The sequence below is a fragment of the Bacillus cereus group sp. BfR-BA-01492 genome (assembly GCF_022662815.1).
GTDB classification, from domain to species: Bacteria; Bacillota; Bacilli; order Bacillales; family Bacillaceae_G; genus Bacillus_A; species Bacillus_A cereus_BD.
The window spans coordinates 127,548-145,711 of sequence record NZ_JAKUEH010000011.1; the positions used below are offsets into that span (position 1 = coordinate 127,548).

The following is an 18,164-nucleotide window of genomic DNA, read 5'->3' on the forward strand; positions in this document are numbered from 1 at the left end:
CTTATGTATGATCGTTGCTGTTCAATATATCCTTCTTATAAAAAAGAAGCGGAATTCAATAGCATATCTGTACTACATTCCGCTTCTTTTTACGCTGTTTGATGTACTCTTAATTTGAATAAATATACACTTTCTTGTTCATTTGAATGATCCTAGAAAAGGATTGCATTATTCTAAAAATCTTGTTTATACTCCACTAAATAAGCATAATGAGTTCATCTCTAATAAGTATCCTCTGTACACGTATCCAACATAATTTCACCAAGTTGTTTCCCTTTCATATCTTTTCTCGTTCATTGAAATCGCTTGACTTCCCATTTGAACCCATGCCTGTTCAAAATTTTCTCGTGATACACGTATGCTTGGTTGATTGCTAAGCGGGTCATGAATGTATACCGATTCCTTATCATAGCCAACGAGAAGAACACAATGTTCATTGTACGTAATCGAAACATTTCCTGTCTTTGTTTTCCATATACGAAATTCATCCGCATCTAATGGAGCGTATGTTGCATTTGTAATCATCACAACAGGATTGCCAGCTCGTATTCTTTCATAAATTCCCTCTATATTTTCACCTGTTAAATCAACAACTTGATTTGGTAAATATTTATTTGCTAACTGAAAAAGCGGCTTATGATATACCCCATACCCGGACTCAGAAAATGTATAAATGTTCCCTACAAATCCTTCATTGGGATTCCCACGCAAACCGTTATGTAAAAACGGAATTTTTGGTATTTCTTCTGCAAGCGTCATTTTATTAACTGTAACACCCGCATACTGTAACATCATCGCTAAACTTGTTACTTCACACCCTCTATCCAATTCTGGCGCTTGTCTAATGAATGGAACGTGTTGTAATAATACCTTTTCTTCACTTCTTTTCTGCAGATTTTGTGAAGTTGAAAAAAAGCGCTGTGTTTGATTGCTTATAGAAACTGGATAAAAAGCAATATTCTTGATCACTTCTTTATGCTCTGTAATAGGCAGAATATCATTCTTCTTTATATACATGCTACTGCTGCCTATTCCAACTCCTATTAAGCATATATACTTCTTCCAATTGCGCATCATTCTTTTATTTCACGCCCTTGTTCATTCGTTAAAAACAACTAGCATACTTATCGTTCTTTCGAGCTTTGCAAGTCTCTTTCCTTATTGTTTATCTCTTTCTTGCTCCATTCATCATTTGAATCACTTCTTGTTTATTTCTTTTTATGTTTCATAAATATCTTGTCCATATAAGATAATATAATACTTTTTAGTATCTAGGTTCACACTTATTTTTAAGCAATTCTTGACTTTACATGATAAGGAATGAGGAATAAAAATAATCATGCATGATCCTCCAATTATAGAAAAAAGTAAGAGATCATGATTTTCCTGACCTCTTACTTTTTCTTTACCCTTTATACTATTCTACCGTTTCAATTGTTTCGTTCGCTCCCGCTTCTTTAAGCATATTTACGATTTCTGTAAACCCTCTTCTTTCTGCATGTTCCAAAGGTGTAATGCCTTCACGATCAGCTAGATTTACATCTGCTCCATGATTGATTAATAGTTGCACAACTTGTTTATGATTATCACTGCCATTTCCTAACACAATTGCCTTAAGTAAAGCTGTCCATCCATTATCATTTTTATCGTTCACATCAATATCTGTACGATTTAATAGCTCTTTGACTACTTCGACATGTCCTCTCTCAGCAGCCAGAATAAGCGCTGTCCCATCAGAATGGTTTGTTTCTCTTACATTTGTTCCAGCATCAATTGTTAATCTAACAATATCGACATACCCTTCGGTACTTGCATAAAGAAAAGGATTGTCTTGCTTTTTATCTTGTAATTCAATATCAGCCCCCGCTTGAATCAAAGCCTTTACAGTTTCAACATGATTGTGGTATGTTGCAGCCATGACAGGTGTTTCTCCTTGGTCACCCGTTACATTTATATTCGCTCCGTCTTTTATTAACTTAATAGCAGTTTCTGTATCACCAAGCGTTGCCGAAAGCAATAATTGCTTATCCATTAAGTTCATGCTCTTCTCTTCTTTTTCCCTCTGTTTCTTTTCCTGTTTCTTTTCACTTTTCACATGAACTGGCTTCGTTTCAGGTTCTTCTTGTTTATCACAAGCCACTGTCATCATGAATATTCCCAATAACATACATAATAAAATCTTTTGTTTCCTCACACCTACAGCTCCTATGAAAGATAATGTTTTTTTAACCATTCCTTCATTACATGTAATAACTCTTCTTCAATAGTTTTATCCATAAGTCCCTTATATTCCTTCCTTAATCGAGGCATTGTGTGCTTATGTTCAGCATTTCTTAAAACATGATTCATGTTCGGAATGATATGCCACTCTGCTTTACCATTAACATGTGAAACAATTCGCTCCGCATGTTCAGGAGGCACCTGTATATCCCTTCCTCCTGTAATTGCTAAAACTGGGCATAATACTTTTTCTAAATACGTAACTATATTATATTGTAACCGTTCTCTTAACCATTTGGCATCTAATTTTATACCTTTTGTCCGAATACTGTCTTCTGTCAAAAGTTGTACTTCTCTTATAATTTTATCATTTCTTAATTTCATATGATATGGTATTTTGAAAACCTTCCATAACCAGCTTACAAATCTAGAACCTCTCTCGTCCACATGATTTTCTAATTTTGTTTCTAATATAGAATTTGATGGTTCCACCGCACCTGCAAGCATAATTAAACCAGCAACAGACTCCTTACTATAAACCGCTGGTGCTAATAGCGCTCCTTCACCATGCCCTGCGATAATGATTCGTTTTGGATCTATGAGCGGATGATCTTTTAAAAACCGAACCCACAAAGTAGCATCATCAATTAAATCTTGTATTCCTACTTTTCTATAATTCCCTTTACTTTTACAAACTCCACGCTTATCATAACGCAACACCGCAAACCCTAATGCTGTCCAATAATGAGCTAATTCTTTATATACGTTTACTTGTAAACATCCAACATTTCCATTACGATCCATTTTTCCAGTATCACCAATTATTATAATTGCTGGATATGTTGCCGCGTAATAGGTAGGAATTGTTAAAGTGCCTTGAAGAGTAGTAACACTTTCGATTGTCACCAACAATTCTTTTCCCATTGCTATTCCCTCCTTATCTTTTTGAAGATAATCGGAACGAAAACAGTTATAAATTCTTCATTTTACGCCTTATTGTATCGTATTAAAAGTGAAATATAGACATTCCATTTCTTCTAATGAAATGTTGTAAAGTTTACAATGAATGTGTTTCGAATAAAGTGAAACTTTAATCAGTGGGGGTTTTCTTCATCCCCCACTGATTATGAGCCCTCACCAATCGGGCTGTTACGGGCAGCCCTACTCCCACCTATCTTCCTTGCTTCTCTCTGAATCTTGAGGTGGGAGTCTTACTGCCCTAAAATAGCGGGATAAACCTCTAATAAAAAAGGTGTGTAGTAACTTCTACGCACCTTTCTATTCACAACCTGTAATGATTAAGTCATCTTCTAATGTTATTAGTAGTGTGTCCGTATTCACCTTTTGACCAACTTCTATATGTACAGCTCTTATATTTCCGCTAATACCCACTGCAACTTTTTCTAATGTCCCATCATTCTTGCGAATCATCATTAACTTTTCCCATTCATAAACATAGGATGACTCATCAACAAAAATCTCTTCTACCACTCCGATACACGAGCTATAAATTTCTTCAATTATTACTTTCATTCAAAACCTACTCCCTACTTCACACGTCTCTATTTTCTCATCTATTCTATCATCCTTGTCTTGAACAGATTATATTTTTAAATATTCTAAATAAAATTTGTGAACAAAGTAAAAGCGGAGTAGACCTTCCCACTCCGCTTTTATCTCTTATACTCTAAATTTCCCTATCATCTCTTGCAACTCTTCAGCCATTTGTGATAAATGTACTGCTGCTGAATTAATTTCTTCCATTGAAGCTAATTGCTCTTCAGAAGAACCAGCGATATTTTGTACACTTGCTGCATTTTCTTCAACTGTTGCTGCAATTTCATTCATAGATGAGCTTACTTGTTTCGCATCCGTCGTCATACGTTTTGCGATTTCTACCATATTATGAATTTGTGAAACAGTATCATTTGTAGATTTTAATATTTCCGCAAAGCTTTGTTTTGTTTCATTCGCAACAACAAGCCCTGATTCTACTTCTGTTCCTACTTGATTCATCGAACCTACAGTTTGTTTTATATCCGATTGAATTTCTACAACTAGTTTTCCAATTTCTGTTGACGATTGTCCCGATTGCTCAGCTAATTTTCGAACTTCATCTGCTACAATTGCGAAACCTCTGCCATGCTCACCTGCTCGTGCCGCCTCAATCGCCGCATTTAATGCTAATAAATTTGTCTGCTCTGCAATATTTTGAATGACTTCAAGGATTTCTCCAATCTGTTTTGATTTATCTTCCAGTAGTGTAATCACTTTATCTGATTGCGAAACAGACTCATGAATTAATTTCATTTGTTGAACAGTCTTTTCGACTAACTTCCCACCATTTTCAGCTTTTTGTTTTGTATATGCAGATGCATTTGATACAAGTGAAGAACTATCCGCAACACGTTGAATTCCTTCTGTAACTTCTTCCAGCAACGTTGCACCATCTTCAACTTCTCGATTTTGTATTTCCGCACCGCTTGATACTTGCTCCATCGCTTTTGTAATTTGCTCTGTCGCTTCACTTGCTTGCTTCACACTAGCTGTTAATTCTTCTGACGAGGCTGCTACATGCCCTGCTGATAGATTAATTTTGGAAATTAAATCACGTAGAGCTGCTCCCATTTCATTAAAACTAATCCCTAATTGCCCAATTTCATCATTTGAATGAACATTCACTTTTTCTGTTAAGTCACCTTCACTAATTTTTTTCGAGGACATAACAAGTTGTTTTAACGGTTTAATAATCGATACAATAATGAAATAAATTAAAACTCCACCAATTAATAAAGAAATACCTATTACAGTTAATGTTTTGAAAAAAATTGGTGCAGCTGCTTGAATGATTTCTGTCGAAGGCATAATACCTACTATTTTCCATCCTGTTTTCTTATTTGTTTCAAAAATTACATTTCGTTCTTCACCGTCTTGGACAAATTTGAAATTTCCTTTTTCTTTTTGATACAGCTCTTGTATTGCTGAGTCTTCTAGTTTTTCACCCGGCTTTTTCGTTGGATGTGCCACTACACGTGTATCTTGATCAAAAATTGCTACATACCCTTGCTTACCGATATTAACTATTTTTGAAGTATTTACAATATCATTAATAATTAAATCGATACCAAGAACACCACTTTTATCCTCATTTTGTTTTGCTAATGTAATCACTATGTTTCCTGTCGTTTTGGATTTATATGGAGCTGTTACAATTACCTCTCCGCTTTTTTTCACCGCCTCTTTATACCAATCTCTTTCTGTAGGATTATATCCTTCTGGCATTTCAGTAACCGGTGATTGAATAAACTGTCCATTATTAGAGCCAGTGTAAATGGCCTCCAATTCTGGATGTAACTGATTATATTCTTCTAATTTATTTTGTATATTTTGAACTTGATCTCCTTGATAACTCGCTTCTGTAAATAATTTTGTAAAATATTTAGCATCCACTTGCTTCTTATCTAGTTCTTTATTAATGACATTATCTAAAATTTTTATGTTATCTTTTGCTGTTTCCAAAATTGTATCATTAAAATTTGTTTTCGCTTGCAGATAAGACGTCCAACCAATTACAATACTTGGAAGGACTAGAATGATAATATATGATACAAGTAATTTCGTTTTTAAACCTATTCCTCTCAATTTCTTTGTTCCTTGTTCCATTTCTCTGTCTCCTTTATGTTTTGTTAATAAATATTTAGTAATATTATCCAATTACAAAAAATTATGATATAATAAAGTCTTACATATATTTTTAATTCTATATAAAACAAATAACGAAAACAATATATAAGATTGTCTATTTTTTTATAATTTTCAGCAATACAAAAAGAGCTTCTGATACGTGACTCAGAAGCTCTTTTTGTATTATTGTTGCCTATCTTTCTTTTGTTCTTCTACCACTTGTACAGGAGACTGTTCCTTTCCTACCTTCTCCACTACATCTTTTCCAGCGAAACTTTCTAATAGTTCTTTTAAGTCAATACCAGAAGACGCTTTCAATGTTTCTTGCATCGTTGCCATTAAATCTGTTGCATATCCTGCAACTTTTCCGGCACCGCTGTTTTTTCCACCACCGCCTGTATCGACAACTGTAATTTTATCAATATTGCTAAGTGGGCTCGCAATTTCTTTCGCATAGCTTGGAAGCATTTTCAGAACCATATCCATAATTGCTGCTTGCCCATATAATTCAAATGCTTCGGCAATTTTTTGTTTTGCATCTGCTTCTGCTAAACCTTTTAGTCTAATAACATCTGCTTCTGCAGTACCTTGTGCTTTTTCAACTTCTGCCTTCGCTTCACCTTGCGCCTTTTCAATTTCTGCTTTTGCTAACCCTTCTACACGCACTTCTTCAGCTCGTGCTTTTGCTTCCGCTTCAATCTTATATTGATCTGCATCCGCTTTTTTCATTTGTCTTACTTTTTCTGCTTCTGCCGCTTGCTCAACTGCATAACGATCCGCATCTGCTTTTTTCTTTACTTCCGCATCATATTGTTTCTCACGACGTGCAATTTCTTTTTCTTCTAATTCAATTTGTTTTTCACGCTCAATAATTTTCACTCGCATTTGTTCTTCTGTTACGTTTTGTTGTGCTTTTGCTTGCTGTAATTCATAAGAAAGGTCCGCATCCGCACGAGCCTGTTCTTGTTCTCTCTTATATGATTGCACTTTTAACTCTTTATATTTTTCTGCTTCTGCAATTTGAGCATCGCGTTGATATTCAGCTTCTTTCGCTTCTTTTTCAGCACGTGCTTTTTCAATGCGCGCTTCTTTTTCACGCTCTGCATTTGCAATTTGAGCATCACGTTTAACAGTTGCAATTTGCGGTTGACCAAGTGCATCTAAATAGCCATTTTTATCTGTAATTTCTTTAATTGTAAAAGAAACGATGCGAAGTCCCATTTTCTTCAAATCTGAAGACGCTACTTCATGTACTTTCTGTGCAAATTGTTCTCTATTACTATATGCATCTTCCACCGTCATCGAGGATAAAATCGCTCGTAAATGTCCTTCTAATACTTCTTTTGCCTCTACTTTTAACTCTTCTGTTTCTTTTCCTAAATATTGTTCTGCTGCTGTTGATACTTCTTCAATTGTTGAACCTACTTTAATAATAGAAACACCATTTACAGTAACTGGTACCCCTTGTTTTGTATACGTATCACGCGTTCCAACTTCTAATTTATAATTTAATAAACTAAGAGGTTCTGCACGCTGCATAATTGGTACAACAAAAGTACCTCCACCACGAATAATTTTAATTTTCTTTCCATCATCCGTTGTCACAACATTTTTACCACCGCCAAGCCAGTTTCCTGTGACAATTAAAGCTTCATCTGGACCAACAGTGCGATATTTCGTGATAAATACTAAAATAAGTAAAAGTAAAATTGCGAGTAATACACCACCAATAATTAATGGAATCATGAAAACTCCTCCTTACCACTTTGGTTTTTTTAAAGAATGAGCAATATTTCGTACAAGTAGCACGCCATCTTGTACTCCTTCTATCATTACTTGTGTACCTTGTAAAATATCGTTCTTTCCAATCGTTTTAGCTGGTATCGCATTGCTCCCAAATTTCGAAGAAATTAACACTTCTCCAAATCCTTCCTTTGGAATAGTAATAATGACTTCTCCTCTGCAACCGATAAATTCCTCCATACCTTGTACTGTATTTTGCTCAGATTCAGCAATGGGCTTTAAAATTAATATTTTCATAATAAAAACGCCAATCAGTGATATACAGAGCGAAAGAATAAAAATAACGATACTATCTAAAGCCAATACATATTCGCCAATATAACTAAAACCACAAAGCATAGCCAAAAAACTTAGTAGCAACGTGACAATAGATGTAGATCCACCTCCAAAGCTAAATATGGATTCAAAAATGTCCCCAAAAAAGATGTAAATCACAGTAAGAACAGTAGCAATAATAAATCCATATAAATAAATTGTTTCAAGTGGATATCCCAATAAAGACATGCTTGTTGTCCCCCCTCTCTTTCATACTTCCTTCTTATATGTATGCTTCACCTCTTTCAAGAATTATTTTTCTTAATTTTCAGTTATTTTATCTTTTAAAGAAAAACCTGTACGACAGGTTTCCAAAAAAGAACAGGAGGAGCCTATCGTGACAGGCTCCTCCTAAAAAATAACCGATATATTGTATATTTATATAATATAACATTTCCCATAAAAAGTAAAGTTTCATATACATTGGAAATATACTTATTTTACTGATAATGTATATGTCCCATTTCCGTTATCAAATTTATATACATATAAGTAATACTTTCCTGGTTTTGCTTCTAATTTCCCTTTGATATCATTTCCATTAGCTTGGCCATATGCAGCATAATTTTGCATGTCTGATTCATGATGAAGAACCCATGTCATCCCAATGCTATGTTCATTTACAACAGAAATATCTATATTTTTGGGAGAAGTGACATCAAACGTATAAATATCTGTACGATCTTCATTCACAAGACTACCTTTTATCAATGTATTGAATGTAATAAGATTCGCTTCCTCCAAACGATTATTTGGTTCAGATTCTACCATTGTTTCTTGTCCTTTTCTAACAGTAACTGTTGTTTCATTTCTCGCTTTTTTTCCTTTATTGTCTTTTACTGTTAGTGTTACCTTATATGTTCCTTCTTGCTTATATACATGTTTTGGATTTGCTTCCGTAGTTGTTGTACCATCTCCAAAATCCCATAAATAAGAAACAATTTTACCATCTTCATCTTTGGAACCATCGCTCTTAAACTGAATTGCTTGATTTACATGTCCATTGTACGGACCATTTATATTTACAATCGGCGCTTGATTTTCTCCATTATCTGTTGCGATACCATGAAATACAACATCGTATTCGAATTGATTTTCTGCATTTACACGATAGTTCACAAAGTAAGCTGTAACTGTTTTATAACCGCTCCATTCCTTCTGAGTCAATTTTTCTAGAGATTGGTTGATGTGCTTACTCATCTCTTTCCAGTCCTCAGCTTCTCCCTTTGTCGCACTACCTGTATACGTTCCTTCTACCGTAAATGTATCAAAAAATTGGGACTTATGCTTTTTAATCATTGCCCCTTTCAGATTCGCTGTATCCTCGATATCTTTCTTCACTTCTGCTAATGCCTTTGGTGCATGCTCTGCTAAATAATCATCTGATACCTCTGGCACGTTATATCTTTCTTGATTATCAATTAATTTTTGCATATACGCCTGGTACTCAGCATTTAAATTCGCATCCTTACTTAAAGCCTCACGATATGCATCATAATTCTTCACATCATTCGCTCGAATTAAGTCTTGAATTTTATCAAATGTTTCAAAACGATGATTATATAAATAGGACTGTAGTGCAAAAGAATAGTTATAAAAATCCCATGAACCATATTTTGCAAATAATGTTCGTTCTGCTGTATAACGATTTGCAGAATCAGATGATAATCCACTAATTATACTTTTACGTGGAATAACATTGTTCATACGAGTAGATCCTGCAAAGAACTCTGCATTCCCTTCTTGGAACCAAGTTAATCTCTCATTTTGATACATATCTCCTTCTCCAAATAAACCGGGAACCTCATATCTACCTTGTAAATAATGAGTAAATTCATGACGGAATAACTCTTCTAAACTATAAATACTTTGTTCTGGCGTACGTTCATATGTAAAGAAAGTTCCGTCTTGTTCAATATAAATTCCACCATTATTTGTTTCATATCCATATAGTTGTCTATTAAGCTTATATTCATCTGGACTATTATAAATAACAACTGTTAGCACATCATCAGGATTGCCGGGCTCTAGCGCTTTATCATTCCCAATCACACGATGATATTGCGCTTTTACTTCTTTAGCAGCCCAGTACAATCGCTTCACTTTTTCCTCTGTTACTTTATCCCCTGTTTTAAATACAATAGATCCATCATCAAATGTATACGTTTTTGGTAAGTACTGTTGTTTTCCCTCTTCACGTATTTTCTCTGCATCTATTTTATTTCCATTGTAATCTTTTCCACCATAGTTCGTTTTAATCTGCTCGACTGCAACAAAATAAGCGTCACTTAAATGCGGATACATATGCATTGCTTGTGTAACAACTGCTAATCCTTTATTTGGGTTACTATGAAATTTCCCTAAACGGCCTGCAAAATAAATGCCATTATTAATTAACCAACTATTTTCTGCTGTTACATGCTGTAAAAGCGCAATACGGCTCACTTCATTTACGAAAGCATCCATTTTACCGTACCACATTGTTTCATTTGCTTCTTTATGTGAAGCATACACATAAGAATCTATATCATAATCAATGCCTTGAATAAGACTATATACAGCTTGTCCCTTCATAAAATCGCTTACATAAGTAGCTAGATTATCATTGTACTGTTTTAAAATATTTGCTGCATATTGCACAGTTTCAACATCGCTCGAAGCGTTACTAATTAATTTTCCATATGCAGATACTACTGTATCTTGTTGTTCTGTCCCCAGTTTAAAGTTTCGGTTTTTCGCAATAGCTTTTAATGCCGGCAAACATTTATCATGGAAACTACGCTCATTTAAATAACTTAACTCTTCATGATAGAAACCAAGATAAAAGGCTGAACGTAACACTTCAACAAATGTCTCAATTCCTTTTCCATCATCTTTTGTAAATGTACTCCCGCGGCGACCTAATTCATCAATTAGAACTTGCACTCTTTCCTTATTTTGATAAAATGCTTTCGTGTCTTGATTAAATTGAAATAAATCTGTGATTTGATTCCAGCGAATATTTGCCAATGTCTCAATCAATTCTTCATTATTCATTTTATTGAAGTCAGCCATAGAATAGCTTTCTTGAAACTGTTTAGATTCCGTTCGCTTCATTCCAAAAGCTGGACGTTGAGAAAAATCTCCCGTTCTTAATCGTTCTTCAAAAGATAATGTTTTATCTTCCTGTGAAACGTGAGCGATTTGATCCGTCTGAGTTTCAACTCCAATCGGCTTCATTTGCATAACATTATAAGGTATTTTTTCTTCTGCTGATACTTGTGTTTGAATACTTCCAAGTGATAAAGCTACTGTACTAATACCGAGCATCATTTGCGTAATTCTTGATTTCTTATTCATAATAACTTCCTTTCATCTTTATATCCCTATATTAACTACCTAAAATCTAACATATTATACTAGTAAAATAATGTAAAATGCAATATTTCATATTATTTTTTGATAAATTGTGAACATTTATCAAAAAAATCTCTACCTTATAAATTTAATAAAAACCGAATTTTTTGACAATTATATTTATTATTGTTATAATAAATATAATTGTTAACTTTATTAAATAAAAGGTGGGATTCTATGATAAAAAGAAAGAACAGTGTATTCTATATCTCCATCTTGCTCACAACATTATTCATTATATGGGGTGTAATTCCAGCAAGTTGGATACAAGGCTATGATTTACAAAGTGTTACTTCTTCATTAAACTCATTTATCCTCAATAAATTTGGATGGTTTTACTCTCTACTTATGACCACAATGATTATTTTAGCTGCTTATTTAGCTTTTTCAAAATACGGTTCAATCCGTCTTGGTAAAGATGATGAGAAACCAAAATACAGTTACCTCTCTTGGCTTGCTATGTTATTTGGAGCAGGAATGGGAGTTGGTCTTCTCTTTTATGGAATTGCTGAACCAATTTCGCATTTTGGCTCACCGCTTACCGGTGAACCTGGGACAGAACAAAGCGCAAGACTTGCTATGAAATATTCTTTTTTCCACTGGGGACTCTTCCCTTGGTCACTATATGCAATGGTTGCTTTAACAATCGCATACTTTACATTCCGAATGCAAAAAGGTAGCACAATTGGTGCTACAGTTACTCCTTTATTTAATCGATCGAAAAACTCTCCTATCGGAAAAACAGTTGATATTTTAGCTGTTTTAGCAACCGTATTTGGAATTGTGCCATCTGTAGGAATCGGTGCACAACAAATTGCAGGAGGCTTAAACTATTTATTCCCTTCTATCCATAATACCATCGGTACACAGCTCATACTCATCGCCATTTTTACTATACTGTACTTAACGAGTGCACAGACTGGTTTAGATCGTGGGATTAAATATTTGAGTAACTTAAACTTCTCCCTAGCAGGTATATTGCTTGTTTCCTTTTTATTTCTTGGACCAACTGTCTTTATTATGAAATATTTTACCTCTACAATAGGTTCTTACATCGGATCACTACCAAGTATGGGATTAGAATTAGGAGCCTTTAGCAAAAACTCCTCTTTATGGATTGAGAATTGGACCATTTTCTATTGGGGCTGGTGGATCTCTTGGTCTCCATTCGTTGGGACATTTATCGCAAGAGTTTCCCGCGGACGTACGATTCGAGAATTCATTTTTGGCGTAGTTTTAATTCCAACGCTCATTTGTACATTTTGGTTTGCCGTTTTTGGCGGTACTGCTATCCATATGGAAATGTTCCAATCGCTTGGAATTGCTGATGAAATCGCAAAAAACGGAACAGAAATTGGATTGTTTGCCGTTATTTCTCATTTACCATTCTCAACGTTCTTAACGATTATAAGTCTCGTGTTAATCGCAACGTTCTTTGTTACATCGGCTGATTCTGCAACATTCGTTGTTTCTATGCAAACGAGCAACGGGAGCTTATCACCAAAGAACCATTTAAAATTAATTTGGGGATTAACAATTGCAGTCATTGCTGCTATTCTCTTGCAAGCTGGCGGACTAAGCGCCTTGCAAATTGCAGCCATTATTGCTGCCTTGCCATTCTCATTTGTTGTCATTTTAATGATCACTTCATTATTTAAAGCATTGCGACAAGAAAAAGTCGCTATGCAAGCGAAACAAGCAACAAATACTATTAAAAAAGTGATGTAATGTAAAGCATCTCTCGCTTATTGAGAGGTGCTTTTTATAATTGAAACTCAAAAGTTTGATAGCATTACAAGTCTTAAAAGAATTGTTGTGAAAAAAGAAACAAAGAGAGGAAAAAATGAGGAACTTAGCTACTTCTTCGATATTTGAAATAGAACACATATACGTAGAAACATTTCCTTCATATAAATATGATATATCACTTTGAAAAGTTTAATTGTATAATATATTTTGTTATATTCTTTCAGACTTTTCAACATAGATTGAAAACATGTAAAGAAAATAAATGATAGACCAGGAGAAATCATAATGTACACAAAACTATTAAAATCAATTACTTCACTCACACTAATAGGAAGCGCTCTATTATATACACATACTGATACGATCAAAGCTGCTGAGGTTCCCTCTTCTTTTTCTGATGTTCCCCAAAAACATTGGGCATACCCTGCTATTACGAGTTTAGCAAGTCAAAATATTATTGCAGGTTATGGAAACGGAAAATTTGGTTTAGGCGATGTTGCCACTCGCGAACAAGTAGCCGCTTTAATTTACCGCGTACTATTTTCTAATAAAAAGAATGGTACTTTCAGTAACGATAGTACTCACTATATTTTAAAAGATGGCTCACAATTGAAAAATCCTTATCGCGACATTAATCAATCTTCTACAATGTTTCCGGAAGAAATTTTAGCGCTTACAGATTTAGGGGTTTTCAAAGGAGATGACCGGGGAACCTTCAGACCAAAAGATTCTATAAGTCGAGCAGAGATGGCACAAATTATTAAAAGTGCCTTTCATCTTTCTACAAAACAAAGACATACATTTCATGATATTCCGAAAAACTTTTGGGCAGAAGATGCGATTAGTGCTATACAATCCAATCATATTGCAGCTGGTACAGGCGATGGAAATTTTGAACCATTCAAAACTGTAACTCGTGAACAATATGCACAGTTCTTATACAATGCTTTAGAATATAACAAACAAGCCAATGGAAATATGAAACAACAAGCTAATACTCCACCAAAAGATATGCAATTACTAGAGGAATTTAAAAATGAATTACAAAAGCATATCAATGCCTTTGAAGTAAACATTACACTTCCTTATAAAACACAAAATAGTAATAGGCAGGAAGTGATGGATATACTTTTTAATGCGTACAAAGAACTGATGAATACAAATGAATATGCGAATTATACACTAGCACGCACTTCATATTCTCTCTCTGGTTCACCTGGTAATTATCGTTTTACTTTAAACATTACATACCGTGAATCAAAAGAACAAACAGAATATGTCATGAAGCAAACAAAAGCAATTGTTCAGTCTATTATTCAAAGCGGCATGAATGATCATGAAAGAGTAAAAGCTATTCACGATTACGTTGTAAAACATATTGCCTATGATACTTCTTACCATGCTTATACAGCATATGAAGCACTAGTAAACCGTTCCGCTGTTTGCCAAGGTTATGCACTATTAACCTATCAATTACTAAAAGAAGCTGGAATAGATAATCATATTGTAACAGGTACTGGCAATGGAGAGCCACATGCTTGGAACTTAGTAAAAATCGATAATAAGTGGTACCACCTTGATACAACATTTGATGATCCTATTCCAGATGAGCAAGGAAGAGTTATGTATTCATATTTCAATGTAACAGATGAACAGCTCTCAAAAGACCACCAATGGAATCGTAACGAATATCCAACGGCTACTACAAACTATTACAATGAATTAATCAATAAAGTCTCAGCTGGCAGCCCAAAATCAGCGAGCTATGAACAAATATTGAAAGACACAAAATTAGTGTATCAATCAAAACAATATGTTGCTGACAACTATGAAGAACTAACAGCAAAATTACGGCAGCAATTCTCAACAAAACCTGAAAAAGTTGAAGTTCTTTATAAACAATCCGTGCAAAATGCTATGCAAGACATCAAAAAAGCCCTTGCAGAAATCCATCTACCCGCTGGAGCACAAAGAGCCTCCTACAAAGCTACACCATATAGTGCAAAAGAAGGCTACTCATTCATAACAATTACTTTTACATATTAAAAATACGCCAAGGCATCTATAAAAGATACCTTGGCGTATTTTATTACTATGCCATTCTTTCACTGGATTCTTCTCTAAAAAAGCTCTTCATCGCATGAAATACATCTGCTTTTTGCTTTAAAATATAATATCTAAATTTTTCTTCCTTCATATTTTTATAGGCTGACATCAGTGTACTGTGACGATTGTACTGTTTTAATTAGCAGGGATGTAACCAAATTTAAAAGTATACTTTATTGCAAAGACCTAGACCTACCTGTAACTTTATAATTTTCACCTCAAGAAATAATGTCCTCCCATAAATAACATTATATTTTAGATTAAATAATTATTAATTTCTTCTATCTCTTTACACCAAAAATAACAGCGTATTTTTTATTTACTCAATTACCGAAATCTCAAATGTCTTAAATATTTTCTTATCCCTAATCACCGGGTAGCAAAAGAATTTTCATCTACAGTTCAACCCAAATACCGATACATTGATAACGAAAAAACAGTCATCAATGTGATAGCTGTTTACAAAATTAAGCTGATCTGATTTTTTACATCACGCTTTGAAAAATCTGTTCGTAACTGTAATGAAATATCATATTCGTTACGCTTTTTATTTTCTTTAATGGATACAGATTGAATGAGAGATAATAAAAATCGTCTTTTATCCATATCGCTTATTTCTTTAAGCTTGACATCATCTTGAAATACTTCATTCAAAGTATGTAACCATGTTTCTTTGCTTTTCTCGACTTTTTCTTTGAGGGTAATTTGCTGTTTAAAGACTCCATCTAGCTTTCGCTGTACATCCCAGCGATAAATCGCTAAGGACTTTAAAAAACGTTTATCATCGTTATTTTTCATGCGCTGTTTGAGCTCTTCTGTAATATTGTAAAGTTTGATGGTGTAGTTTTCGAAGAGACGCTGATGCTTCTGAATATTGTTATTTAATTCTTGTATCTCATACTGAATTTTGTTGCATTTCGATTGAGTTTTCCTTTGAATCAATTGAACTTCTATAATATGCAACTGTCTTCAATTCAGGACCTCCTCTCATGATGTTCTATTTACACTGTATGTATCAAAAATAAGGGCTAGTCCTTTTTAATTGCTTTAACTAACTCTTTTTCAACAATCTTGATATACGCTTCAAACCATTTTTGAGCTGATTCTGGATCATGAACATAACTTACTGATGTAATTGTAATTTTCTTTTGCTTATTCATTTTATGTATTCCTTTCAATAAATCCATGGAGGTTAGTCTTATGATAAACGAAATTGGTAAACACATTCGTACACTACGTACTCAAAAAGGCATTGGGCAAAACAACTTGGCGTATCACCAGCCTATTTAAGTAACCTTGAAACGGGAAAGACGAATACCATTCAACTTTCATTATTACAAAAGCTACAAGATGAGCTTCACCTCATTACAATAGATCATTCATCCTTACCCCTTGATGAAACAAAATATAGAATTGCTCGCGCAAGCACCCTATTACATAACTTGATACAACAAGATAAAGCACTTGGATATTACTTATTAGAAACTTTAGAGAAAGGTATTGATCTATCTCAAGCTTCACCTATCCTCCATAACAATGATCAAGATTATTATTTACAGAACTAAAAAAGCTATTCACAATAAAAAACAATTATTTATGTTGATGAATAATTTAGCAAAAAAAGAAGAGCATATCTCTTAAGAAAAGAGAATGCTCTTTTTATTTTCCGTCTTCCTGACAACTTACTGCGGCTTCAACTATAGACCTTAAAATCAGATTTTTCTTTTCCCATTCTTGTTGAAACCATTCTTTTTGTTCTTCTTTTCCCATTGATGCAAGTGGCGAATGGATTATGACTTTTGTATTACCGAATTGGAATTCTTTCACCATATCCCCCCTTGCATTATATATATGCAAGACAGGAAAAAAGACGAACTATCATTTTCATAGGACAAGCTAGCCATACATATCCATAACAATAATACTAGACAAGCTGGTAGGTGAAACGAATGTATCGTCCAGAAGAACTTGATGTATTTATTTATTTACGTAAAAGCCGTAAAGATCTAGAAGAAGAAAAAAAAGCAATGGAACACGGACAACATTATGATACACTTGAACGTCATCGAACTCAGTTATTAGAACTCGCTCATAAAGAGCATCATAATATCATTGATATTTTTGAAGAAGTTGTTTCTGGTGAATATATATCTGAAAGACCTATGATGCAAAAGCTTCTTCGAGAAGTAGAAACTGGTATTGCGGATGCGGTTTTAGTAATGGACTTAGATCGCCTTGGTCGTGGGGATATGGTAGATCAAGGAACGATTTATCGCGTATTTCACTATTCAGAAACATTCATTATTACACCAACGGAAGTTATTAATCCAAATGATGAAAATCAAGAGTTAACCTTTAGTATAAAATCTTTAATTGCACGGGAGGAATTAAAAACCATTGTTAAGCGTATGCAGCGTGGTAGGAGAGCATCCGCAAAAGAGGGAAAATCTATCTCCCGTGTTCCACCTTATGGATACTTGCGAGACAATAACTTAAAACTTTATCCTGATCCTGAAAAAAGTTGGGTAATACCCAAAATTTTCGAATTAATGGCAAATGGAATAGGTAGACAAGCGATTGCACAAGAATTAGATAGATTGGGTATTGCTCCTCCTGAAGGCGAATATTGGAATCCTTCAACTATCTCATCCATTATAAAAAACGAAGTATATCTTGGTCACATTATTTGGGGGAAAATCCGTTACACTAAACAAAACGGGAAATACATTCGCAAAAAAGTATCAAAAGAAAGATGGCAGCGACATGATAACGCTCATCCACCACTTGTATCAGAAGAATTATTTCAAAAGGCTAATACGGCTCATAGTAAACGCTGGCGACCACCAACAATTAAGACAAAAAAACTTTCTAATCCATTGGCAGGCATCTTG

General features: G+C 34.3%; 15 protein-coding genes and 1 pseudogene. 4 read left to right on the forward strand and 12 right to left on the reverse strand.

Annotation, left to right across the window (positions count from 1 at the left end; genetic code table 11):
• Window positions 1-258: 258 nt before the first annotated feature.
• The 8 genes from MR063_RS14915 to colA form a co-directional block, all read right to left on the reverse strand.
• Window positions 259-1,077 (reverse strand): C39 family peptidase, encoded by an 819-nt coding sequence (locus MR063_RS14915; protein ID WP_242198987.1) that lies wholly within the window; start codon window positions 1,075-1,077, stop codon window positions 259-261.
• 340 nt (window positions 1,078-1,417) lie between these two features.
• On the reverse strand, window positions 1,418-2,233 hold the full coding sequence (locus MR063_RS14920; protein WP_242198989.1) for an ankyrin repeat domain-containing protein: 816 nt from the start codon (window positions 2,231-2,233) through the stop codon (window positions 1,418-1,420).
• The gene (locus tag MR063_RS14925; RefSeq protein ID WP_242198991.1) at window positions 2,206-3,144 is read right to left on the reverse strand and encodes an alpha/beta hydrolase family protein; all 939 of its coding nucleotides are present in this window, start codon (window positions 3,142-3,144) and stop codon (window positions 2,206-2,208) included. The genes MR063_RS14920 and MR063_RS14925 overlap by 28 nt, the downstream gene beginning before the upstream one ends.
• Before the next feature lie 354 nt (window positions 3,145-3,498).
• Window positions 3,499-3,753, reverse strand: coding sequence for a biotin/lipoyl-binding protein (locus tag MR063_RS14930; protein ID WP_242145034.1), 255 nt, complete (start codon window positions 3,751-3,753; stop codon window positions 3,499-3,501).
• Window positions 3,754-3,900: 147 nt separating this feature from the next.
• The gene (locus MR063_RS14935; RefSeq protein ID WP_242198993.1) at window positions 3,901-5,883 is read right to left on the reverse strand and encodes a methyl-accepting chemotaxis protein; all 1,983 of its coding nucleotides are present in this window, start codon (window positions 5,881-5,883) and stop codon (window positions 3,901-3,903) included.
• A 204-nt stretch (window positions 5,884-6,087) separates the two neighbouring features.
• On the reverse strand, window positions 6,088-7,650 hold the full coding sequence (locus tag MR063_RS14940; RefSeq protein WP_242198995.1) for a flotillin family protein: 1,563 nt from the start codon (window positions 7,648-7,650) through the stop codon (window positions 6,088-6,090).
• A 12-nt stretch (window positions 7,651-7,662) separates the two neighbouring features.
• A complete protein-coding gene (locus tag MR063_RS14945) occupies window positions 7,663-8,211 on the reverse strand; it encodes an NfeD family protein (protein WP_242145037.1) in 549 nt (182 codons plus the stop codon).
• Between the two features lie 246 nt (window positions 8,212-8,457).
• A complete protein-coding gene (colA, locus tag MR063_RS14950; protein ID WP_242198997.1) occupies window positions 8,458-11,361 on the reverse strand; it encodes a collagenase ColA in 2,904 nt (967 codons plus the stop codon).
• 234 nt (window positions 11,362-11,595) lie between these two features.
• On the opposite strand from colA, the gene opuD reads away from it, so the two are divergent.
• Window positions 11,596-13,146, forward strand: a complete 1,551-nt coding sequence (gene opuD / locus MR063_RS14955; protein ID WP_242199000.1) for a glycine betaine transporter OpuD — start codon at window positions 11,596-11,598, stop codon at window positions 13,144-13,146.
• Between the two features lie 306 nt (window positions 13,147-13,452).
• Window positions 13,453-15,213: an S-layer homology domain-containing protein gene (locus MR063_RS14960; RefSeq protein WP_242199002.1), complete on the forward strand. Its 1,761-nt coding sequence runs from the start codon at window positions 13,453-13,455 to the stop codon at window positions 15,211-15,213.
• A gap of 46 nt (window positions 15,214-15,259) precedes the next feature.
• Here the strand turns inward: MR063_RS14960 and MR063_RS14965 are convergent.
• The 3 genes and pseudogenes from MR063_RS14965 to MR063_RS21825 all read right to left on the reverse strand — a co-directional run.
• A pseudogene (locus MR063_RS14965) lies at window positions 15,260-15,412 on the reverse strand (sporulation protein YhbH); the annotation flags it as partial.
• 320 nt (window positions 15,413-15,732) lie between these two features.
• Window positions 15,733-16,215, reverse strand: a complete 483-nt coding sequence (locus MR063_RS14970) for a hypothetical protein (RefSeq protein WP_242199004.1) — start codon at window positions 16,213-16,215, stop codon at window positions 15,733-15,735.
• Window positions 16,216-16,301: 86 nt separating this feature from the next.
• A complete protein-coding gene (locus MR063_RS21825) occupies window positions 16,302-16,433 on the reverse strand; it encodes a hypothetical protein (protein ID WP_255285506.1) in 132 nt (43 codons plus the stop codon).
• Between the two features lie 282 nt (window positions 16,434-16,715).
• Here MR063_RS21825 and MR063_RS22200 point away from each other — a divergent pair, with 282 nt between their 5' ends.
• Window positions 16,716-16,838: a hypothetical protein gene (locus tag MR063_RS22200; protein ID WP_277927879.1), complete on the forward strand. Its 123-nt coding sequence runs from the start codon at window positions 16,716-16,718 to the stop codon at window positions 16,836-16,838.
• Window positions 16,839-16,932: 94 nt separating this feature from the next.
• Here MR063_RS22200 and MR063_RS14975 read toward each other — a convergent pair whose 3' ends face one another.
• Window positions 16,933-17,100 carry a hypothetical protein gene (locus MR063_RS14975; protein WP_242199006.1) on the reverse strand — a complete coding sequence of 56 codons (168 nt, stop codon included), beginning with the start codon at window positions 17,098-17,100 and terminating at the stop codon, window positions 16,933-16,935.
• A 122-nt stretch (window positions 17,101-17,222) separates the two neighbouring features.
• Here MR063_RS14975 and MR063_RS14980 point away from each other — a divergent pair.
• Window positions 17,223-18,164, forward strand: a 942-nt coding sequence (locus MR063_RS14980) for a recombinase family protein (RefSeq protein ID WP_242199008.1), incomplete at its 3' end; no start/stop codon positions are given.